Source organism: Oryzihumus sp., assembly GCF_036391795.1.
Taxonomy (GTDB): Bacteria; Actinomycetota; Actinomycetes; order Actinomycetales; family Dermatophilaceae; genus Oryzihumus.
In genome coordinates, this window is the sequence record NZ_DASVZH010000202.1 from 1 (window position 1) to 20,234 (window position 20,234).

Below are 20,234 nucleotides of genomic sequence, written 5' to 3' on the forward strand. Positions count from 1 at the left end.
GTCCGGCGACGTCGCTAGGGTCCCCGCCATGCCCCGGTCCAGCGCACCCCGCGCCAGCGTGTCCCTCGCCGTCCCGCCCGGCACCCCGATGCCGTCCGCCGAGGACCTCGCGGGGACGCAGGCTTCCTACGACACCGTCGCGGCCTCCTACGCCGCCCTGCTCGAGGACGAGCTGGACGCCCGGACGTTCGACCGGGCCCTGCTGGCGGCGTTCGCAGAGACGGCCACGACCGCCGGTCTTGGCCCGGTGGGCGACCTGGGCTGCGGCCCGGGGCGCGTGACCGGGCACCTGGCCGCGCTCGGCGTCGACGCGTTCGGGGTCGACCTGTCACCGGGCATGGTTGCCGAGGCGCGACGCCGTCACCCCGACCTTCGCTTCGAGGTGGGGTCGATCCTGGACCTCGACCTGCCCGACGCCGGCCTCGGGGGCGCGCTGCTGTGGTACTCCACCGTGCACACGCCCCCGGCCGAGCTGCCGGCGGTCTACGCCGAGGTCTGCCGGGTGCTGGCGCCGGGCGCCCCGCTGCTGACGGCGTTCAAGGTGGGGGACTGCCAGGTCCACCTGCAGCACGCCTACGGCCACGACCTCTCGCTGCAGATCTACTGGACGCCGATGGAGCTCGTGGCGGACCTGCTCGGCCAGGCCGGCCTGGTGGTCGACGCCCGGGTGGTCTGCGAGCCGGCCCCGCACGAGAAGCAGCCGCAGGGCTACGTCATGGCCCACCGCCCCGCCTGACGCCCGCCTGTTCAGCGGGTCAGCGCGACGGCCACCTCGCCGGCGACCCGCGCGTTGCCCAGCACCAGGTCGATGTTGGCCTGCAGGCTCACGCCGTGCGTGTGCTCGTGGAACCACGCGAGCAGGAACGGCGTGACGTCCTTGCCGGTGACCCCTTGTGCCGCAAGGGCTTCCAGGCCGGAGGCCAGGGTCGCCTCGTGCAGGTCGCGCGGCATCTCCTTGCCGTCCGGGATCGGGTTGGCCACGACCAGGGACTGGGTCAGCCCCAGCCCGTCACGCGTGCGCAGCACCGCAGCCACCTCCTCGGCGGACCGCGCGACCCAGGGCACGGCATACCCGCTGTCCTGGATGTAGAAGCCCGGGAAGCGCGAGGTGCGGTAGCCGACGAGCTCCACCGACAGCGTCTCCAGGCGCTCCAGCGTCGCTCCGACGTCGAGGATCGACTTCACGCCGGCGCAGACCAGCGCGATCGGCACCGAGGCCAACGCCGGCAGGTCGGCCGACTCGTCGAAGCTCTGCGCGGCGCCGCGGTGCACGCCACCCAGGCCGCCGGTCGCGAACACCCGGATGCCGGCCCGGTGGGCCAGGTATGCCGTCGAGGCCACCGTGGTCGCGCCGGTCAGACCGGCGGCGCAGACGTTGCCCAGGTCGCGGATGCTCGACTTGACTACGACCGGGTCGGTGGCGATCCGGTCGAGCCCGGCGTCGTCCAGCCCGACGCGGACGTGCCCGTCGAGCACCGCGATGGTGGCCGGGACGGCCCCGGACTCGCGCACAGCGTCCTCGATCTGACGGGCGATGCGCGCGCTGGACTCCGTGGGCAGGCCGTGGCTGATGATCGTGGACTCCAGGGCGACGACACCCCGGCCGTCCTCGAGCGCTGAGCGGACCTCGTCGGCAATGATCACGTCAGCACCCTAGGCACCCCGGAGGCCTGCATGCCCGTTGTCGTCTGTGTCGCCGGCGACGTGATGCTGGACATCATCGTGGCCACCGACCACCCGCTGCGCGAGGACGACGACACCCCGGCCCGGATCTCGCTGTCGGCCGGTGGTCAGGCCGCCAACGTCGCCGCCTGGGTGCGCCACCTCGGCGGGGAGGCACGGCTGTTCGGCCCGCGCACCACCGGCGCGGTCGGCACGATGCTCGACGAGCAGCTGCGGCAGCGCGGGATCACCCTGCACAGCCTGCCGCGGGACGCCGATGCCGGTGCGGTGGTGTCGCTGACCACGCAGGGCCACCGCACCCTGGCCTCCGACCCCGGTGACCTGTCGTGGATCGATGCGCCGCTGGCGGACCCGGCGTGGCTGGCCGGCGCGGACTGGCTGCACCTGTCGGGCTACCTGCTGCTGCGCGCTCCGGACCCGGCGGTCCTCGTCGCCGCCGCGCACGAGGCGCACGTCCAGGGCCTGCGGGTGGGGGTCGACCTGGCCTCGGCGGGGATGATCGCGAGCTTTGGCGTGCAACCGTTCTGGACGCTGCTGCAGGACCTGCGCCCCGAGGTGGTGTTCGGCAACGAGGCCGAGTGGCAGGTCCTCGGGGTGGAGCCCGCCTCGCTGGCCGACGTCGACTGCGAGGCCGTGGTCAAGCGTGGCGACCGCGGGTCGGGGTTCTTCGACGGCGGCATCCACCACGAGCACGTGCCGGTGCCAGGACCGGTGGTCGACGTCACCGGGGCGGGTGACGCCCTCGCCGCGGGTTACCTGGTGGACGGTCCCGACGCGGCGATGCGGGCCGCGGCCGAGTGCATCGCCCACCAGGGGGCGCAGCCGCCGGCCCGCTGACGCCGACGGTCAGTCACGGGTCAGGCGAGCCACCCGACCGTGCTCGCCCGAGGCCCAGCACGCGCCATCGACCGCGCACTCGACGCTGTCGAGGCTGCCGGAGTCGAACGCCGTCCACGAGCGCCCGCCGTCGACCGAGACGTCCGAGCCCGTCGGGCCGACCGCGAGGGCCGTCGCGTGCGTGCCGTGCACCCACGCCGAGCCGGAGCGGTAGCCGCCGGGGGAGCGGCCGGTCACGACGTGCCAGGTGCGCCCGCCGTCGGTGGTCCAGGCGGCGTTGTCGCTCGCCCCCGTCGGGTCGGTGAAGTCGCCGCCCACCACCACACCACGGTGGGCGTCGCGGAACCGCACCGAGAAGATGCCACCCGCCTCCGCCCCGGCGACCGGGGTGCCGGTCACCGACCAGGTGGAACCACCGTCTTGGCTGCTGAACACCCGGGCCGGGTCGACGCCGCCCGTGGCGAGCCACGCCTGGTGGCCGGGCCCCGCCGACAGGCAGGTGCCGCTCGCGGCGAACCCGAACTCGCCGGGCTCGGCCGCCGGCATCCCGGCCGGGTCGACGAGCGACCACGAGTGGCCGCCGTCGCGGGTCCGGATGAGCCGGAACTTCCCGTCCACCGGGTCGCTCACGGCCAGGCCGTTGCGGTGGTCGAAGAACGCCATGCAGTCGTAGAACGCCCGCGCGTCGGTGTTGCGGAACGACTCGGCCCAGGAGCGGCCACCGTCGTCGGTGACGTAGACCCGGCTGTCCTCACCCTCGCCGATCGACAGGGCCACCGCGTGCTCGGCCGAGGTCGCCTCGATGTCGCGGAACTGCAGTGCTTCGGTGCCCGCCGGGCCGACCGAGTCCCAGGTACGCCCGCCGTCGGTGGTGCGCAGCACCGTGCCGCCGGTGCCGCTCGCCCAGGCGACCTCGCGGGAGACCGCGGACAGTCCGCGCAGCCGGGCGTCGCTGCCGGTGGGGGAGTCCACCCACCGGTATGCCGGGTGCGCACCGTCGTGCCGCGGCGCGCCACCCGGTCTGTGCCCGGGCGCGGCGGCGTTCGTGCCGAGCATGCTTCCCCCGATCATCAGGGCTGCCGTAACCAAGGACCCCGTCCCCACCAGAAGCGTCATGGCGGGAATCTAGGGCGGATCGGGCAGGTCGGACATTCGAGACGCCGGCGGTCGGGCGGTCGAGACGCCGACGGGGCGGGCCCCCACGTGGGAGCCCGCCCGTCGACGGTGTGCCTGGCCGGTCCAGGCGGGCCGGACCGGCCGGTCAGGCCTCAGCCCGCGTGGACACCGACCGGGGCCTCGGCCCCGTCGGCAGCGAGCCGCTGGTGCTTGATGTTCAGGCCGATCACCGTGACCACGGCACCGCCGAGGATCATGAAGGCGGCGACGACGAAGGCCCGGGTCGAGCCGTAGGTCTGTGCCGCCAGGGCGATCTGGTGCCTGGCCTGGGCCATGGCCTCCGGCGACGGCGGCTGGCCGCTCCCACCCTTGGACTTCATGGCGGCGGCGAGCTCGAGCGCCCGCTGCGTGCCGTTGGTGGCCGCGACTGTCGCGAGCGTCGCCAGCCCCAGCGTGCCGCCGACCTGCTGCATGGTGTTCAGCACGGCCGAGCCCACGCCCGAGTCCTTCTTGGCCACGCCGGCCACCGCGGTCAGCGTCAGCGGCACGAAGGTCAGGCCCATGCCGATCGAGAGCATGAGGATGAACGGCAGCAGCCCGGTGACGTACTCGCTGGTGACGGTCAGGTGGGAGAAGCCCCACATGCCGCCGGCGGCCAGCAGGGTGCCGGCGCCGGCGATCCAGCGCGGGTCGACCCGGTTGATCAGGCGCGAGGCCACCTGCGCGGCAATGACCACACCGAAGCTGAACGGCAGGAACGCGAAGCCGGTCTTGACCGGGGAGTAGCCGAGCACCTGCTGGATGAACAGGCCGAGGAAGTAGAACATCGAGAACATCGCAGCACCGACGATGAGCATGACCGTGAAGCTCACGCCGCGGGTGCGGTCGGCGAGGATGCGGAACGGCAGCAGCGGGTGCTCCGCGCGCCGCTCGATGGCCACGAACGCGGCCAGCAGGCTGAGACCGACGACGATCGGCCCGACGGTCAGGGCGTCACCCCAGTGGTGCGGGGGAGCGGCGTGGGTCAGGCCGTAGACCAGTGAGCCCAGGCCCAGGGTGCCGGTGAGCGCGCCGGGCAGGTCGAAGGCTCCGTGCTGACGCGGGGACTCGCCGAGGAACCTCGGGGCGAGCAGGGCGACCACGATGCCGATCGGCACGTTGACGAAGAAGGTCCAGCGCCAGGAGGACTCGGTGAGCACGCCTCCGAGGATGAGCCCGACGGCGGCGCCGGCCCCCGACATGGCGGCGTAGACCGCGAAGGCCCGGTTGCGCGGCGGGCCCGCGGGGAAGGTCGTCGTGATCAGCGCCAGCGCCGTGGGCGAGGCGATGGCCGCACCCAGGCCCTGCAGCGCGCGCGAGCCCAGCAGCATCGCCTCGTTCTGGGCGAGGCCACCGAAGAGCGAGGCCGCGGCGAAGACCAGCACGCCGATGACGAACATCCGGCGGCGGCCGAGCAGGTCGCCGAGGCGGCCGCCGAGCAGCAGCAGGCCACCGAAGGCCAGGGTGTAGGCGTTGACCACCCAGGACAGGTTGCTGGCGGTGAAGCCGAGGTCGGTCTGGATGTGGGGGAGCGCGATGTTCACGATCGTGCCGTCGAGCACCACCATGAGCTGCGCGGCGCTGATGATCGTCAGCGCGAGGCCGAGGTGCCGGTGACCGTGGTCCCCGGCGGCCGCGTGGCCTGGGGTGACCGCCTCCGCGGCCGTGTTGCTGGACATCTCGTGTCCGGTCCCTTCGTGGAATGTGGTTGAGGTCGATGCTCCCGCCCGGGTCCGACAGGGCCCGGGGCTCGGGGTCAGTGGTCGGTGAGGGTGGCCCGGCAGGCGGGCAGCACCACCTCGTCGACGATGCGGGCGACGTGCTCGCGGGTGACGCAGGTGCCGAAGACGAACATCTCGTGCGTGGCCATCGACGGCAGGATCCGGGCCAGGAACGCGAGGTCGGCGCCGGCGCCGACCTCGCCCCGCAGGCGAGCCCGGTCGAAGGCCGCCGCCGCGAGGGCGAGCTTGGGCCCGATGAAGCGCTCCCGGAAGGCGCGCGTGAGGTCGGGGTCGCGGTGCAGTGCCGGGATCAGTGCGCCGATGATGCCGACCGGCATCTCGTCGGTGAGCCCTCCTTCGCTGCAGGCCATGGCGAGCAGGTCCCCGCGCAGGCTGCCGGTGTCCATCGGCTCGCCGTGCTCGGGGCCCTTGAGGTGCGCCAGGCTGTCGATGACCAGGTCGGCCTTGCCGGACCAGCGCCGGTACAACGTGGCCTTGCTGGCCTTGACCGCCGTCGCGATCGCGTCGAGGGTCAGCCGGTCGTAGCCGTGCTCGACCAGAAGGCGGGCGGTGGCGTCGAAGATCTCCGCCTCACGCTCGCCCTCGACACGCGGTCGGGTGGTCGGTGCAGTCATGGGTGGCGCGTCCTCCGGGGTCGTGCCGGGTGCCCCGGCGCTGGTCTCCGCCGCCACTTCGGCGGGCCGGATGAAACGAAACAGTTTCGTTTCATCCGGCAGGTTACGTCCCGTCCCGACCCGCCACAACCGCTTTTCCCAGACGGAATCCCGCCAGGTCCCGATGTGTTGAGATGCTTGGAGTGCAACGCCTCCGGCCCCGGAGCCACCGTCCGACGAAAGGCGAGTCCGTGCAGAACCCGTCCGAGCTCTACCGGTTCGAGACCGACACCGACCCGCGCGACCTGCGCGCGTCCGTGCTGCTGGTCTCACTCGGCGGCTTCGTCGACGCCGGGCAGACCCAGCGCCTGCTCACCGAGCACGTCCTCGACTCCCTCGACCACACGGTCGTGGCGTCCTTCGACGTCGACCAGCTGCTCGACTACCGCGGCCGGCGCCCGGCGATGACCTTCGACCGCGACCGGTGGTCCGGCTATGCCGACCCCTCGCTGGTCCTGCATCGGGTCGTCGACGCCGACGGCGTGCCGTTCCTGGTCCTGGCCGGCCCCGAGCCCGACTACCAGTGGGAGCGGGTCGTCGAGGCCGTGCGTCAGCTCGTCGTCCACCTCGGGGTGACGCTCACGGTGAGCGTGCACGGCATACCCATGGCCGTCCCGCACACCCGCCCGATCGGCATGACCCCGCACGCCACGGACCCGCGCCTCATCGGCGCCCACGACCCGGTCTTCGGCACGGTGCAGGTGCCCGCGAGCATCACCGCGCTGCTCCAGCTGCGGCTGGGGGAGGCCGGCCACGACGCGCTCGGCTACGCGGTGCACGTGCCGCACTACCTCGCCCAGTCCGAGTACGCCGACGCCGCGCTCACCGGGCTCAACGCCGTCATCGCCGCCACGGGCCTGGCCATCCCGACCGAGGGACTCGCGGCGGCAGCGGGTCTCAACCGGGCCGAGATCGCCCAGGAGATCGCCGGCTCGGAGGAGGTGGCCCAGGTGGTCGAGGCTCTCGAGCGGCAGTACGACAGCTTCATCGAGGGCCGCCAGCGTCCGAGCCTGCTCGCCACCGACGTCAGCGAGCTGCCCACCGCCGACGAGATCGGCGCGGAGTTCGAGCACTTCCTGCGCACCCAGGCCGAGGACGACGAGGACTGAGCGCGACCCCCAGCACACAGGTCGGCCCCGGGCGCTCCCGCCCGGGGCCGACCTGTGGGTGTGCCGGGTGGTTCAGACCCGCGCGTAGCGCGCCCGCGCGAAGCTGTAGACGGCGTAGGCGGCGAAGCCCAGCGAGATGACGGTCAGCAGGGCGGGGCCCATCGGCTGTGCGCGCAGGACGTGCAGCGCGCCGTCGAGGCCGGTCGCCTTGCCGGGGCTCTTCTGCGCGCCGGCCACGACGAACAGCAGGCCCACGATGGCCAGGGCGATCCCCTTGGCGATGTAGCCGATGACGCCGGCCTGGGTGGCCACGGCGCCGGGGTGCTCGACCAGGTCCCGGAGGAACTTCTTCTGGGCGCCCTTGACCACGTGGTAGACGCCGACGCCGATGACGACCAGTCCGACCAGCATGACCAGGGTGCGCCCGCCGCTGCGGCTCATGAGCGAGGCGGTGAAGTCGACGGTCTGCTGCTTGCCGCTCTTGCCCACCTGGCCGCGGGCGAAGGCGAAGCTGGTCGACGCGAGCACGGCGTAGACGACGGCCTTGGCCAGCGCCTTGAACCGCTGACCCCACTTGCGGGCGCCGGTGCCGTGGTAGCCGCCCACGGCCTCGGTGACCTGCCACAGGGCCAGGCCCAGGAAGCCGACGACGGCCACCCACAGGGTCAGCTTGCCGACACCGTTGCCGGCCAGCGACTGCAGCGCACCCGACTGGTCCGCCGACTGTGCGGTGCTGGACCACGCCAGCTGCAGGCCGATCCACGCGATGAGCAGGTGCATGACACCGCTGACCGCGTAGCCGACGCGCGCCATCCACTCGACCGCCGGGTGGTCACCGGCCTGACGGGCCGCCTGCTTGACGTCGCTCATCTCCACGGGGTCTCTCCTCCTGCTGTGCCGGACGCCGGACGGTCATGCCTTGGCGTCGGACCACCGGGCGATGACGCTGGTGTCCGCGACGAACTGTACGGCCGACGAGCCGGTCCACCGTCGTGCGCTGGCAGTGAGCACCTCGTCCACCAGATGGGCGACCCGGCCGGCGGCCTCCTGCGGCACGTGCAGGAGCACCTCGTCGTGCAGGCACAGCACGACCTCGGCGCCGAGATCGCGCACGGCCAGCCGCAGCGTGGCGACCCAGGCCTTGAACAGCTCGGCCGCGGCCCCCTGGATGACCGCGTTGCGGGCGAAGCGGCCGCGCGACGCCGTGGCGGCGCCGACGGCCGAGGCGGGCAGGTCCGCCGGCAGCTGCCACATGGGCACCCGCCGCCCCCCGAAGGTGCGCACCGCGCGCCCGGCCAGCCCCTCGGCATACGCCCGCTCTAGGTAGGCCATGGCCACGGGGTAGGCGCGCTGGAGGTCCTTGAGCGCCTCCCCGGCCGCGCCGCTGGTCTGGCCGTACATCGCGGCCAGGACCGCCACCTTGGCCACGGCGCGTTCGACGCCCAGCGCCTGCGCGACCGGGGCGTAGAGGTCGGCGGCGCGCGTGGCCTCGGCGAAAGCCCGGTCGCCCGAGACCGCGGCCAGCACGCGTGGCTCGATCTGGCCCAGGTCGGCCCGGACCAGCACGTGCCCGGGGTGGGCGGCGACCGCCGGGCGCAGCGGGGTGGGCAGGTTGTGCAGGCCGTTCTGCGCGGTCATCCGTCCGGCGGCGCCGTCGCAGGCGGTCCACCCGCCGCGCAGCCGGTCGTCGGGGCCGACGTGGGTGTCCAGCCAGGTCCAGCCGTAGGTCGTGGCGATCCGCTCGGCCTTGCGCCAGCCCAGCAGCGCGTCGACCAGGGGGTGCACGCCGCGGTAGGGCTCCAGCCGCCAGGCGCGCGTGTCGGGCACGACCACGCCGACCGAGGCGAGCAGCTCGCGCACCTGCACGGGGTTGCGCAGGTCGGTGGACTCCCGTCCCGGGGCGTGGGTCAGGACCAACGTGTCGCGCTCGCGCCGCAGCTGCCGGGCGTGCTCGTCCGAGCGTGGGCGCTCGCCGGCGGCGGCGGTGATGAGCTCCTCGGCGCGTGCCCGGTCCACCGGCAGCCCGTCGAGCTCGAGCTCGATGCACAGCAGCGCCGCGGCGGACTCCGAGGTGGCCGTGCCCACCGGGCGGGCGCCGCCCTGCGCCAGCAGCGCGCGCTGGCGCGAGGAGGTCTGCAGTGCCGCCCGGGCCAGCGACAGGGCGCGCTCGGGTCCGGTGACCCAGGCAGGCTCGAGGGCCTCCGGTCGCAGGTAGCCGTCGGGTCGCACCGCGGCGTCGGGGTCTCCCACGTCGCCGGTGGTCACGAGGTCGAACAGGTCGCCCCCGGCGGGCCGAGGGAGGGCATCGACGTCCAGTCCTGCGGCGGTCGCCCACGCCCGGTCCGCCCCGGCCGCCCAGCCCCCGGCCAGGAGCCGGTGGGCCTCGGCGACGTCCCAGCACCGCTGCGGCCGTATGCCGTGTGCCACCAGGGCGCGCCCGTCACCGCCGGCCGCCCACCAGGTCCACCGCGGGTGGCGCTCGGCCTCGAGCTCGGCCACCCGGGCGCGCACCTGCTCGGGGGTGCCGCACAGCTCGACCCCGTCGCCGGTCAGGGCCGCCACGTCCCGGCCGAAGGCGACGGCGACGTGCCCGGGGGCGTCCGCAGGGTGGCCGGGGGCGGGAACAGAGCTCACCTCTCCATCCAACATCAGGCCAACGACAGTCAAATCTTGGTCAAGAGGTCTAGCCGCAAATCGGGACAAAGTGCCACGCTGCGCCGGGCCTTCACGAGAGGGCACCTCGCTGCGTCGCTTGGAGCGTCCTGCATGACCTCGCACTACGAGTCCCGCCCCAGCTTCTTCCGCCGTCACCGCCTCGGTGAGGCTCTCCTCGCCCTGACGCTCGGCGCCAGCACCCTCGGCGGGCTGGCCCTGGCCGCCCCCGCGGCCGCGGACGGCCCCGGGTCGGGCACCCCGTGGGTCGTCACGGTCGGCGACAGCTACATCTCCGGCGAGGCCGGCCGGTGGGCGGGCAACTCCGACACCAGCGAGACGCCGGCCGACGCGCTGGGCTCCACGGCCTACTTCGACAACGACAGCAACACCGCCGAGCAGATCCCGCGGTGCCACCGCAGCAAGGCCGACGAGGCCTACATCGGCGGTGGCGTCAACGGCATGAACCTGGCCTGCTCCGGGGCGCGCACGACGACGTTCACCGACAGCAACGGCTACTTCAAGCCGGGCCTGGACTTCGCCGACAACGGGACCGGCCAGCAGGGCCAGGCCAAGATGCTGCAGACCTTCGCTGCCGGCCACAACGTCAAGATGGTGGTCGTCGGCATCGGCGGCAACGACTTCAACTTCGGCTCGATCGTGCAGCAGTGCGTGCAGGACTTCCTGGGCTCCTCCTCGTGGGCGCCGAACTACTGCAACGACGACTCCTCGGTGACCTCGAACTTCACGTCCGCCAACATCAGCGCGGTGCAGTCGCGGATCGTCACCGCCCTGCAGAACGTGCGCACCGGGATGCGCGACGCCGGCTACGCCGACGGCTCCTGGACCATGCTGGTGCAGACCTACCCCTCGCCGATCCCGGCGTCCTCGGCCTTCCGCTACTCCCAGTCCGGCTACACCCGGCAGTCCACCGGCGGCTGCGGCTTCTGGGACAAGGACGCCGACTGGGCCAACAGCTCGGCGCTGTCCACCATCAACGCCACGGTCCGCAACGCGGTCGCCGCCTCCGGGGTCACCGGGGTGCGCACCCTCGAGCTGGCCTCGGCGTTCAACGGCCGCCGGCTGTGCGAGAACACCGTGGGCCTGTACGAGGAGAAGGGCCTGACCTCCTGGACCCAGTCCGGCGCCGTCGACCAGACCGAGTGGATCAACCAGGTCCGCACCGTCTCGACCGCGGGCAGCGACTACTACATCCAGGAGAGCCTGCACCCCAACTACTGGGCTCAGATGGCGCTGCGCAGCTGCGTGCGACAGGCTTACAACGCCGGTATGCCGCGCGGCGGCACCTGCTCCATCGCCGGCACGGGCCTGGTGGCCGGTGAGCCACGGATGACCCTGCAGTAGCAGCCCCTCGGGGAGGGTTGCGTCCCGGGAGTGCGTCTCGACAAAGGGGTGTGGCATGTCTGAGCAGATCCAGGACCGGTCGCTCGTCGCCGGTCAACGGCGTCGGGCGGTGCTGGCCAGCACGGTCGGCACGACCGTGGAGTGGTACGACTTCTTCCTCTACGGCACCACGGCGGCGCTCGTCTTCCCGTCGGTGTTCTTCCCCGACAGCTCGACCTACGCCGGTGTGCTGGCCGCGTTCAGCACCCAGTTCGTCGGCTTCGCCGCCCGACCGATCGGGGCGGCGATCTTCGGCCACTTCGGTGACCGGGTGGGGCGCAAGGCCACCCTCGTGACGACCCTGATGCTCATGGGGGTCGCCACCTTCCTCATCGGCGTCCTGCCCAGCCACGCCAGCATCGGCCTGGCCGCCCCGGTCATCCTCACCCTGCTGCGGATCATCCAGGGCATCGGCGTGGGCGGCGAGTGGGGTGGCTCGGTGCTCATGTCCATGGAGTGGGGTCCCCGGCGCCGTCGCGGCCTCATGGCCAGCTGGCCGCAGCTGGGCGTGCCGATCGGGCTGCTGCTGTCCACCGGCATGGTCAAGCTGATGACGTCGCTGAGCGGGGACGGCTTCGAGACCTGGGGCTGGCGGGTGCCGTTCCTCGTCAGCATCGTCCTGGTGGGCATCGGGCTCTACGTGCGGCTCCGCGTGCTGGAGAGCCCGGAGTTCGCCCAGGTCCAGCGCAGCGAGGACGTCGTGCGCCAGCCGGCCTGGGAGGCGATCAGGCGCCACCCGCGCGAGATCCTCAGCTCGGCGTTCGTGCGGATGTCGGAGCAGGCGCCGTTCTACCTGTTCATCACCTTCGTGCTGACCTACGGCACCAAGGAGCTCAAGCTCGACAAGGGCGACCTGCTCAACGACAGCCTGCTCGCCGCCGGGCTCGGCCTGGTCAGCGTGCCGTTCTTCGGGCACCTGTCCGACCGGCTCGGCCGCAAGCGCGTCTACGGCGCCGGCATCGTCTGCACGGCGCTGTTCGCCTTCCCCTACTTCGGCCTGCTCAACACCCGTTCCGCGGGCCTGGTGCTGCTGGCGATCGTGGTCTCACTCGTGGTCCACGACATGCAGTACGGCCCGCAGGCGGCACTCATCGCCGAGAGCTTCGGCACCAACGTGCGCTACAGCGGTGCGGGGATGGGCTACCAGCTCGCCTCGGTCGTGGCCGGGGGACCGGCGCCGCTCATCGCGGCGGCGATCCTGTCCTCGACGAAGTCCAGCACAGGGATCAGCTGGTACATCGTGGGCTGCTGCGTGGTCTCCTTCGCCGCGCTGGCCCTCATGCCGCGTCGGCAGCACGAGGACCAGCAGGCGAGCGAGGGTCAGGCGGCGGACTTCAGCCGCACCTGACGCTTGATCCGGCTGAGCATGGCGACCATGCCCCGCAGCCGCAGCGGGGACACGGCCTCGGCCAGGCCGAAGCGGTAGGGCGCGTCGTCGGGGACGGCGAGCACCTCCGGGACGGTCAGGCCGTCGAGGCCCTCGTGCAGGATGCCGGCGAAGCCCCGCGTGGTGGGGGCCTCGGCGGGCGCCTGGAAGAACAGGTGCACCCGCCGGTCGTCCGCGGACCCGTCCTCGTCGTCGAGCTCGACGACGAGGAACAGCGGCGACTGGCACTCGTCGACCTGCTCGAGCTTCTCGGGGTGCCCGGCATAGCGCTCGGGCAGGTCGGGCAGGCCGTCGCTGAACTCCAGCAGCAGCTCGAGCCGGTCGCGGACGGCGACCGAGGCGAAGTCCTCGGCGATCTCGGCCAGGGCCGTGGGCAGGGCGGCGCGGTCGGTGTCGGTGCTCACGTTCACAGTGTGCGTCAGTCCCGGGTCACTTCTCGACGGGCACGCGCACCGCGTTGCCCCACTCGGTCCAGGACCCGTCGTAGTTGCGCACCTTCTCGAACCCGAGCAGGTGGGTCAGCACGAACCACGTGTGCGAGGAGCGCTCCCCGATGCGGCAGTAGGCCACCACGTCGTCGGTGGGCTTCAGGCCCTGCTCCTGCAGGTAGATGGCCTCGAGGTCGGCGCGGTGCTTGAACGTGCCGTCCTCGGCCGCGGCCCGAGCCCACGGCACGGACTTGGCGCCGGGGATGTGGCCGCCGCGGACCGCTCCCTCCTGCGGGTAGTCGGGCATGTGCAGCAGCTCGCCGGAGTACTCGCCGGGGGAGCGCACGTCGACGAGCGGCTGGCCGAGGTGGGCGAGGACGTCGTCCTTGAAGGCGCGGATGACGCTGTCGTCGCGCTCGACGACGGGGTAGTCGACCGGGGTGGGCGTCGGCACCTCGCGGGTGAGCTCGCGGCCCTCCGCGATCCACTTGGCACGGCCACCGTCGAGCAGGCGCACGTCCTCGTGGCCGAACAGGGAGAACACCCACAGGGCGTAGGCGGCCCACCAGTTGTTCTTGTCGCCGTAGATGACGACGGTGGTGTCGCGGCCGATGCCGCGCTGGCCGAGGACCTCGGCGAACCGGGCACCGTCGACGTAGTCGCGGGTCAGCGGGTCGTTGAGGTCGTTGTGCCAGTCCACCTTGACCGAGCCCGGGATGTGGCCGGTGTCGTAGAGGAGGACGTCCTCGTCGGACTCCACGACGACGAGGCCGTCCTGCCCGAGGTGGTCGGCGAGCCACTGCGTGGACACGAGCCGCTCGGGGTGGGCGTACTCCTTGAACTGCGGGTTGTCGTCGATGGGCAGAGCCATGACAGGCACCTCCGGGGTGTCGGTGGGCGGACAGGTCAGCACGGGAGGGGGAGCCCCGCGGCCCTCATCGTGTCAGGGCGCGGCAAGCCCTCCAGACCGAGGTTCGGATTATGGACAGCATAACGACAAGTTATGGCGATGCGAAGGCTTCGACCGCCTCGACGACGTCGGCCTCGGCGGGGGACTTGTCCGGCCGATGCCGCACCACGCGGGCGAAGCGCAGGGCCAGCCCGGCGGGGTAGCGGCTCGAGGCCTGCACCCCGTCGAAGGCGATCTCGACGACCACCTCGGGGCGCAGCCGCACGACGTAGCCGTCGGTCGGGCCGTCGGCGTGGCGGGGCAGGACCTCGGTCTGCCACCGCAGCATCTCGTCGGTCAGCCCCTTGAACGTCTTGCCGAGCATGACGAAGCCGCCGGGCGGACCGAACCGGCCCCGCAGGTCGCGCGCACCGAGGTGCAAGTTGCTCAGCCAGCCCGACCGGCGGCCCGAGCCGCGCTCGACGGCCAGGATCACCAGGTCGAGGGTGTGCACCGGCTTGACCTTGACCCAGCCCGAGCCGCGCCGGCCCATGTCGTAGGTCGCCGCGTCGGCCTTGACCACGACGCCCTCGTGACCGCGAGCCAGCGCGTCGTCGGCGAACGCGCGCGCCGCGGCCACCTGGCCCGGGTCTCCCGGGTCGGGAACGGCCAGGCGCGGGGTGAGCAGCCCGCCCGGGACGGCCTGCTCGAGCGCCGCGCGGCGCACGTCGCCGGGCTCGTCGATGAGGTCCTGCCCCTGCAGGTGCAGGACGTCGAACAGGTATGCCGTGAGCGGGGTGGTCCGCCGGCCCGCCTGGGGGTCGACCCGGCTGGCGGTGCGTCCCCCGGTCTCCTGGAACGGCCGCGGTCGGCCGTCGGGACGCAGGGCGATGAGCTCGCCGTCGAGGATGGCCCGGTCCAGTGGCAGGGCGGCCACGGCCTCGACCACCTCCGGCACCCGGTCGGTGATGTCCTCCAGCGACCGGGTCAGCACCCGCACGTCGGAGCCGTCGCGGTGCAGCTGGGCACGGATGCCGTCGAGCTTCCACTCCACGCCCGCGGGGCCGGTGCGCTGCAGGGCGGCACCGAGGTCCTTGCCCGAGGCCGCCAGCATCGGCCCGACGCCCTGCCCGATGGTGAGGCTGAACCCGGCCAGGGCGCCCGGCCCGCGGGTCAGGGCCGCCTCGGCCACGGCCGCGAGGTTGCCGCTCACGGTCACGGCCCGGCGCACCTCCGTCTCGGGGGCGCCGGCCGCCCGGGCGGTCGCCGCGAGCACGAGGGACTCGCCGGCGCCCTGGCGCAGCCCCTCCCGCAGCACGCCGACAAGGAACACCTGCTCGGCGGCAGTGAGCCGGCCGAGGAGGTCGGCCACCAGCTGTGCCCGCGACGTGGCCGAGCCCGGGCCGGACAGCTCGCTGGCGCGTTGCATCGCGTCGTCGAGCCCGGCGACCGTGACCGTGGCCACCGGCGCTCCCGGCGGCAGGTCGCGCCACCCGGCGAGCTCGATGCCCGTGCGCCGCTGGCGCAGCTGGCCCGACAGCAGCCGCGCCACCACGGCCACGTCAGCTGCCGGGGTGCGGCGAAGCAGGTCGGCGAGCAGCCCCACCTTGGCGTTGCGCGACGCCGTGGCAGCCACGGCAGCGGACGTGGCGACCACCTCGGCGAGCAACATGAGCCCATGCTGGCAGGATGGGCCGACAGTCGACGTGAGGAGACCAGGTGGGCATCTTCGACAGGGACAGCAGCATCGACACCGCCGGGGGCGAGGTGGTCCTGCCGGCCGGCACGCCCGAGCCGGTGGTCGACGAGGCCGCCCTCGGCGGCACCGCGGCACGGATGGTCGAGCGGCTGCTCGACGTCGGGATCGACGGCAAGGGCCCGTTCGACCCGGCCCAGAAGGTCGCCGACGTCGCCCTGACCGACCACGCCGACGTCGAAGGTGCCGTGGACGCGATCGTGCGGCTGCACCTGAAGATGGGCGCGGCCGGCGGCTTCGTCACCAGCCTCGGCGGCTTCGTCACGCTGCCCGTCGCGCTGCCGGCCAACGTGCTCGAGTTCTACCTCGTCGCCACGCGCATGGTGGCCGGGATCGCCTCCGCCCGGGGCTACGACATCCGCCAGCCCGAGGTCCGGTCGGCGGTCCTGCTGGCCCTCGTCGGTGCCGACGCCGACGACCTGCTGTCCAAGGCCGGCCTCACCAAGACCGGGCGCCTGGCCAACCTGGCCGCGCAGCAGCTGCCCGGGCCGGCCCTGATGGTGGTCAACAAGGCGGTCGGCTTCCGGCTGCTGACCCAGGTCGGCAAGAAGACCCTGACCCGGTTCGGCAAGGCCGTGCCGCTGGTCGGCGGCGTCGTCGGTGCCGGCCTGGACACCTACCTGCTCAAGCGGATCGCTGACCACTCCCGCCACGAGTTCCCGCGACGGTCCCGCCAGCTGGGCTCCTGAGCGGCCGCGGGCGGTGGTGCCGGAACCGCCGCCCGCAACCACTCGTCATACCGGCACCGACCCATCAATGGCGGGCCGCTGCTGCGCCCGCAGAGGGGAGTCCCCGTGAGCACCGCCACCGCCCTGCGCTGGGGCGCCTTCCGCAACATCGCCCGCGCGCTGCGCGCCGTGACCCGCCCCGGCAGCCCGGGGCTGGGCACGCGGCTGTCCAGCCTGCCGCGCCTCGTGCGCGCGACCGCGCGTGGCGAGTACTCCGGGACGAGCCTGGGGCGCCTGGCGCTCCTGGTCGGGGCCGTCGCCTACGTCGTGTCACCGATCGACCTGGCCCCGGAGGCCCTGCTCGGCCTGTTCGGGCTGGCTGACGACGCCATCGTCGTGTCCTGGATCGCGACCACGGTGGTCAACGAGACCGAGGCGTTCCTCGCGTGGGAGGAGCAGCGCCGCCACACGGTGCCGGGGGACGTCCTGCGCTGACCCACCGGGCGGCGCCGTCGTCGTCGCGTCGTCGTCTGTCCACAAGCCCCCCGCCGGCCGTCCCACCGTCCACAGGCGCGCAGCAGCCTCTGTCCGCGCCCCGGCGGTCGCCGCACGCTCGGGTCATGACGACACTCCACCTCCGAGGGCCGGCCGATGTGCTGGCCGTCCTGCCCTACCAGCTCGGCTACCACCCGCGTGACAGCGTCGTGGTGGTCAGCCTCCACGGCCGCCGCATGGGCCTCGTGCAGCGGCTCGACCTGCCACCGCACGAGCACGTCCCCGAGGCGGTCGCCGCCATGACCGGACCACTGGCCGCGGACGGGCCCGAGTCGGCGCTGCTCGTCGGCTACGAGGAGGGTGAGGGGGCGTCGGTGCCGATGCTCGACGCGCTCGACGACGCGTGTGACGAGATGGGGCTGCCGGTGGTGGACCGTCTTGTGGTGCGCGACGGGCGCTGGTTCGCCCTCGACTGCACTATCGAAGGCTGCTGTCCCGCGGCGGGCACGCCGCTGCCGCCCGACCACGAGGTGCCGGCCGTGGCCGACTTCGTGGGCATGGAGGTGGCGCCGCTGGCCGGGCGGGAGGAGCTCGTGGCCAGCCTCCAGCCCGGGGCCCATCCGTTGCTGACCCGTGCGGTGCAGGCCTGCGCGCAGGAGTGGCTCGAGGCCGTGACCGACGGCCACGACCACGACCACGACCAGACCGACCTGGAGCAGCAGCGGGCGCGGGCGCTCGCCGTGTGGGCCGAGGTGCTGCGCGAGGACGACGCGGCCCCGGCGGTCACCGCCCTGCCGCCGGCCGACCTGGCCCTGGCTGCGTGCTCGCTGGTCGACGTGCACCTGCGCGACGCGCTGGTCGCGTGGCTGTGCCCCGGCACGCTCGAGCTCGACCTCGTCGACCCGCGCCTGTGGGAGCAGCTGCGCGACGCCCTGCCTGTGCGCGGCTGGGGTCGCGGGGAGCCCGGGACCGCCCAGGTCACCGCTCAGCGCCGGGTCGAGGCGCGGCTGGTGTCCCTCTGCGGGATCCTGCCCGACGAGTGGGCGGTCGCGGCCCTCACGGTGCTGGCCAACCTCACCTGGTGGCGCGGCGACGGGGCGCTCACCCGTGTCGCGCTGGACCGGGCACTGGCGGCCGACCCCGGCTACCGGCTCGCCGCGCTGCTCGAGCGCATGGTCGACCTCGCGATCCGGCCCGACCGGGCCTCCGCCTGACCGGGCCTCCGCCTGACCGGGCGTCCGCCCGAGCAGGCGCGACCGAGTCGCTGCCCCCACCCGTCGGCACGCCGCCGACCGAGGGTCCACCACGCGGACGGGCGGTCCGGTCGGTGGGACGTGGGGCGTACAGTGGCGCGCAGGTCATGAGCTCCAGCGCGTAGCCCCGGCTTGCTGGACGGCAACCCTCCACCGCGGTGGGGTGCCCCGGGTGATGACCGGGCCACCTGGACCACAGGTGGCAAGCGCGGGCCCGGCCGGGCCCTGACGACCTCCCAGGGAGCCGCCGTGACCGTCATCTCCGACCCGCTGCGTGCCACGACCCGTCCCGGCCGTCGGCACCTCGACGTCGGGGGCCTGGCCCTCGAGGCCGGGGGCTCGCTGCCGGAGGTGCGGGTCGCCTACGAGACCTGGGGCCGGCTCAACGCCGCCCGCGACAACGCCATCCTCGTCGAGCACGCCCTCACCGGGGACAGCCACGTCGCCGGCCCGGCCGGCGCGGGCCATCCCACACCGGGCTGGTGGGACGGGCTGATCGGTCCCGGCCGGCCGCTGGACACCGACCGGTACCTCATCGTCGCCAGCAACGTCCTCGGTGGTTGCCAGGGCACCACCGGTCCGGCCAGCGCCGACCCCGACGGGCGGCCCTGGGGCAGCCGCTTTCCCTACGTCACCGTCCGCGACCAGGTCGAGGTCGAGGCTCGCCTCGCCGACGCGCTGGGCATCGAGCGCTGGGCCGGGGTCCTCGGCGGGTCCATGGGCGGCATGCGGGCGCTGGAGTGGGCGGTCACCCATCCTGACCGGGTGGAGGCGTGCATCGTGCTGGCCAGCGGCGCCTACGCCACCGCCGAGCAGATCGCGTGGTGCCAGCCGCAGCTGCTGGCCATCCGGCAGGACCCGCACTTCCGGGGCGGGGACTACTACGGCCACCCGGCCGGGCCGGAGGCTGGGCTGGGCCTCGCGCGCCGGATCGCGCACGTGACCTACCGCAGCGAGCACGAGCTGGCCGAGCGCTTCGGCCGTCACCCGCAGGGGGAGGAGCAGCCGCTCGGCGGCGGCGGCCGCTTCGCGGTCGAGAGCTACCTGGACCACCACGCGGACAAGCTGGCCCGGCGCTTCGACGCCAACTCCTACCTCGTGCTCACCGAAGCGATGAACTCCCACGACGTCGGCCGCGGCCGCGGTGGCTGGCAGGCCGCCCTCGAGCGGGTCACCGCGCGGCTCACCGTCGCCTGCGTCGACTCCGACCGGCTCTACCCGCCGCGGCTGTCCGACGAGATCGCCAGCGCCCCGGCCGCCGTCGGCCCGGCGCGCCGGGTCCGGTCGGACTACGGCCACGACGGCTTCCTCATCGAGATCGGGCAGGTCGGGCAGATCCTGCGCGAGGCCCTCGGCGAGGCATCCGCGTCGTCACGACGCGCCCGCTGAAATCCGGTACGGTCGCGGCACGGAGCAGCACGCGCTGCGCGACTGGACGAGGAGGTTCAGGTGGCCGTCGTTGTGGGCTACGTGCCGACGAAGGAGGGGCGAGCGGCGTTGCGCCGTGCCGCCGAGGAGTGCCTGCTGCGGCGCACCCGGCTGGTCGTGATCAACTCCAACCGCGGCGGCAAGGACCTGGACGCCGAAGAGGCGACCCGGTTCGACGAGGAGCTGCGCGGGGTCCAGGCCCAGCTCGACGACGTCGGCGTCGAGCACGAGGTGCGTCAGCTGGTGCGCGGCAACGAGCCGGCCGAGGACCTGATCGCCGCGGCCGAGGAGGTCGGGGCCGACTTCATCGTGATCGGGCTGCGTCGGCGCACCCCGGTCGGCAAGCTCATCCTCGGCTCCAACGCCCAGCGCATCCTGCTGGACGCCCCCTGCCCGGTCCTGGCGGTCAAGGCACCGGCCGAGGGCTGAGGGCCCGCGACGCGCGGCTCGCCACGGGTTGCGAAGGGCGTGGGGCGGGAAGGATCGGGTGCCCCCGGGCGTTGTTGCAGTTCGGAGGCGGTGTGCAGCGTTGTCGTGGCGTGGATTTGGGACACTCGGGGCGCGGGCATGACCTCGGACGTTTTACAATGTTCATCTGCACGACCGGAGATGCCGCCGCCGATCCGGTCACCACGAACTTCCCGCAACGTCCTCGGTCTCCGTCGGCACCGCTTCCGGAGCTGATCTGACCTGCG

19 protein-coding genes and 1 riboswitch are annotated in these 20,234 nt (G+C 73.4%); of the genes, 10 read left to right on the forward strand and 9 right to left on the reverse strand.

The genetic code is table 11. The features are described from left to right. Window positions 1-28 precede the first annotated feature (28 nt). Entirely contained in the window at window positions 29-736 is a 708-nt protein-coding gene (locus tag VF825_RS12290; RefSeq protein ID WP_331113655.1) for a class I SAM-dependent methyltransferase, read from the forward strand. Between the two features lie 11 nt (window positions 737-747). Here the strand turns inward: VF825_RS12290 and VF825_RS12295 are convergent, their stop codons facing one another. Beyond that, complete coding sequence (locus VF825_RS12295) at window positions 748-1,644, reverse strand: pseudouridine-5'-phosphate glycosidase (protein WP_331113657.1); 897 nt, start codon at window positions 1,642-1,644, stop codon at window positions 748-750. A gap of 30 nt (window positions 1,645-1,674) precedes the next feature. Between VF825_RS12295 and VF825_RS12300 the strand changes: the two genes are divergently transcribed. Further along, complete coding sequence (locus tag VF825_RS12300) at window positions 1,675-2,520, forward strand: carbohydrate kinase family protein (protein WP_331113659.1); 846 nt, start codon at window positions 1,675-1,677, stop codon at window positions 2,518-2,520. Between the two features lie 9 nt (window positions 2,521-2,529). Here VF825_RS12300 and VF825_RS12305 read toward each other — a convergent pair whose 3' ends face one another. The 3 genes from VF825_RS12305 to VF825_RS12315 form a co-directional block, all read right to left on the reverse strand. Further along, on the reverse strand, window positions 2,530-3,636 hold the full coding sequence (locus VF825_RS12305) for an oxidoreductase (RefSeq protein WP_331113661.1): 1,107 nt from the start codon (window positions 3,634-3,636) through the stop codon (window positions 2,530-2,532). A gap of 152 nt (window positions 3,637-3,788) precedes the next feature. Continuing rightward, window positions 3,789-5,354 carry an MFS transporter gene (locus tag VF825_RS12310; RefSeq protein WP_331113663.1) on the reverse strand — a complete coding sequence of 522 codons (1,566 nt, stop codon included), beginning with the start codon at window positions 5,352-5,354 and terminating at the stop codon, window positions 3,789-3,791. Between the two features lie 77 nt (window positions 5,355-5,431). After that, entirely contained in the window at window positions 5,432-6,031 is a 600-nt protein-coding gene (locus VF825_RS12315) for a TetR/AcrR family transcriptional regulator (protein ID WP_331113665.1), read from the reverse strand. A gap of 230 nt (window positions 6,032-6,261) precedes the next feature. Between VF825_RS12315 and VF825_RS12320 the strand changes: the two genes are divergently transcribed. Next, complete coding sequence (locus VF825_RS12320; protein ID WP_331113667.1) at window positions 6,262-7,179, forward strand: PAC2 family protein; 918 nt, start codon at window positions 6,262-6,264, stop codon at window positions 7,177-7,179. A 72-nt stretch (window positions 7,180-7,251) separates the two neighbouring features. Here the strand turns inward: VF825_RS12320 and VF825_RS12325 are convergent, their stop codons facing one another. Together VF825_RS12325 and VF825_RS12330 are read right to left on the reverse strand one after the other, a co-directional pair. Further along, on the reverse strand, window positions 7,252-8,049 hold the full coding sequence (locus VF825_RS12325) for a DUF1206 domain-containing protein (protein ID WP_331113709.1): 798 nt from the start codon (window positions 8,047-8,049) through the stop codon (window positions 7,252-7,254). 42 nt (window positions 8,050-8,091) lie between these two features. Continuing rightward, window positions 8,092-9,813 carry a DNA polymerase gene (locus tag VF825_RS12330; RefSeq protein WP_331113670.1) on the reverse strand — a complete coding sequence of 574 codons (1,722 nt, stop codon included), beginning with the start codon at window positions 9,811-9,813 and terminating at the stop codon, window positions 8,092-8,094. A 132-nt stretch (window positions 9,814-9,945) separates the two neighbouring features. On the opposite strand from VF825_RS12330, the gene VF825_RS12335 reads away from it, so the two are divergent. Then, a complete protein-coding gene (locus VF825_RS12335) occupies window positions 9,946-11,196 on the forward strand; it encodes a hypothetical protein (protein ID WP_331113672.1) in 1,251 nt (416 codons plus the stop codon). 55 nt (window positions 11,197-11,251) lie between these two features. Then, entirely contained in the window at window positions 11,252-12,583 is a 1,332-nt protein-coding gene (locus tag VF825_RS12340) for an MFS transporter (protein WP_331113674.1), read from the forward strand. On the opposite strand, the gene VF825_RS12345 is transcribed toward VF825_RS12340, so the two are convergent. The 3 genes from VF825_RS12345 to VF825_RS12355 form a co-directional block, all read right to left on the reverse strand. After that, window positions 12,556-13,026, reverse strand: a complete 471-nt coding sequence (locus VF825_RS12345; RefSeq protein ID WP_331113677.1) for a SufE family protein — start codon at window positions 13,024-13,026, stop codon at window positions 12,556-12,558. The genes VF825_RS12340 and VF825_RS12345 overlap by 28 nt on opposite strands. Before the next feature lie 25 nt (window positions 13,027-13,051). Next, window positions 13,052-13,921 (reverse strand): sulfurtransferase, encoded by an 870-nt coding sequence (locus VF825_RS12350; protein WP_331113679.1) that lies wholly within the window; start codon window positions 13,919-13,921, stop codon window positions 13,052-13,054. A gap of 130 nt (window positions 13,922-14,051) precedes the next feature. After that, entirely contained in the window at window positions 14,052-15,611 is a 1,560-nt protein-coding gene (locus tag VF825_RS12355) for an ATP-dependent DNA ligase (protein WP_331113681.1), read from the reverse strand. A 47-nt stretch (window positions 15,612-15,658) separates the two neighbouring features. Between VF825_RS12355 and VF825_RS12360 the strand changes: the two genes are divergently transcribed. From VF825_RS12360 to VF825_RS12380, 5 genes are all read left to right on the forward strand, one after another. Further along, a complete protein-coding gene (locus tag VF825_RS12360) occupies window positions 15,659-16,384 on the forward strand; it encodes an EcsC family protein (protein ID WP_331113684.1) in 726 nt (241 codons plus the stop codon). A 105-nt stretch (window positions 16,385-16,489) separates the two neighbouring features. Further along, entirely contained in the window at window positions 16,490-16,858 is a 369-nt protein-coding gene (locus tag VF825_RS12365) for a YkvA family protein (RefSeq protein WP_331113686.1), read from the forward strand. 125 nt (window positions 16,859-16,983) lie between these two features. Beyond that, window positions 16,984-18,072, forward strand: a complete 1,089-nt coding sequence (locus VF825_RS12370) for a DUF4192 domain-containing protein (RefSeq protein ID WP_331113688.1) — start codon at window positions 16,984-16,986, stop codon at window positions 18,070-18,072. A gap of 142 nt (window positions 18,073-18,214) precedes the next feature. After that, window positions 18,215-18,326, forward strand: a riboswitch (SAM riboswitch). 34 nt (window positions 18,327-18,360) lie between these two features. Next, window positions 18,361-19,500, forward strand: a complete 1,140-nt coding sequence (metX, locus tag VF825_RS12375) for a homoserine O-acetyltransferase MetX (RefSeq protein WP_414695840.1) — start codon at window positions 18,361-18,363, stop codon at window positions 19,498-19,500. Between the two features lie 60 nt (window positions 19,501-19,560). Beyond that, window positions 19,561-19,968, forward strand: coding sequence for a universal stress protein (locus VF825_RS12380; RefSeq protein ID WP_331113690.1), 408 nt, complete (start codon window positions 19,561-19,563; stop codon window positions 19,966-19,968). The last annotated feature ends 266 nt before the right edge of the window (window positions 19,969-20,234 follow it).

Excerpts from the sequence above, each read along its gene's own strand:
- VF825_RS12315 (WP_331113665.1), bottom strand. The coding sequence starts at position 6,031 with ATGACTGCACCGACCACCCGACCGCGTGTCGAGGGCGAGCGTGAGGCG.
- VF825_RS12290 (WP_331113655.1), top strand. The coding sequence starts at position 29 with ATGCCCCGGTCCAGCGCACCCCGCGCCAGCGTGTCCCTCGCCGTCCCG.
- VF825_RS12335 (WP_331113672.1), top strand. The coding sequence starts at position 9,946 with ATGACCTCGCACTACGAGTCCCGCCCCAGCTTCTTCCGCCGTCACCGC.
- VF825_RS12325 (WP_331113709.1), bottom strand. The coding sequence starts at position 8,049 with ATGAGCGACGTCAAGCAGGCGGCCCGTCAGGCCGGTGACCACCCGGCG.
- VF825_RS12355 (WP_331113681.1), bottom strand. The coding sequence starts at position 15,611 with ATGTTGCTCGCCGAGGTGGTCGCCACGTCCGCTGCCGTGGCTGCCACG.
- VF825_RS12350 (WP_331113679.1), bottom strand. The coding sequence starts at position 13,921 with ATGGCTCTGCCCATCGACGACAACCCGCAGTTCAAGGAGTACGCCCAC.
- VF825_RS12340 (WP_331113674.1), top strand. The coding sequence starts at position 11,252 with ATGTCTGAGCAGATCCAGGACCGGTCGCTCGTCGCCGGTCAACGGCGT.
- VF825_RS12305 (WP_331113661.1), bottom strand. The coding sequence starts at position 3,636 with ATGACGCTTCTGGTGGGGACGGGGTCCTTGGTTACGGCAGCCCTGATG.
- VF825_RS12300 (WP_331113659.1), top strand. The coding sequence starts at position 1,675 with ATGCCCGTTGTCGTCTGTGTCGCCGGCGACGTGATGCTGGACATCATC.
- VF825_RS12310 (WP_331113663.1), bottom strand. The coding sequence starts at position 5,354 with ATGTCCAGCAACACGGCCGCGGAGGCGGTCACCCCAGGCCACGCGGCC.
- VF825_RS12370 (WP_331113688.1), top strand. The coding sequence starts at position 16,984 with ATGACGACACTCCACCTCCGAGGGCCGGCCGATGTGCTGGCCGTCCTG.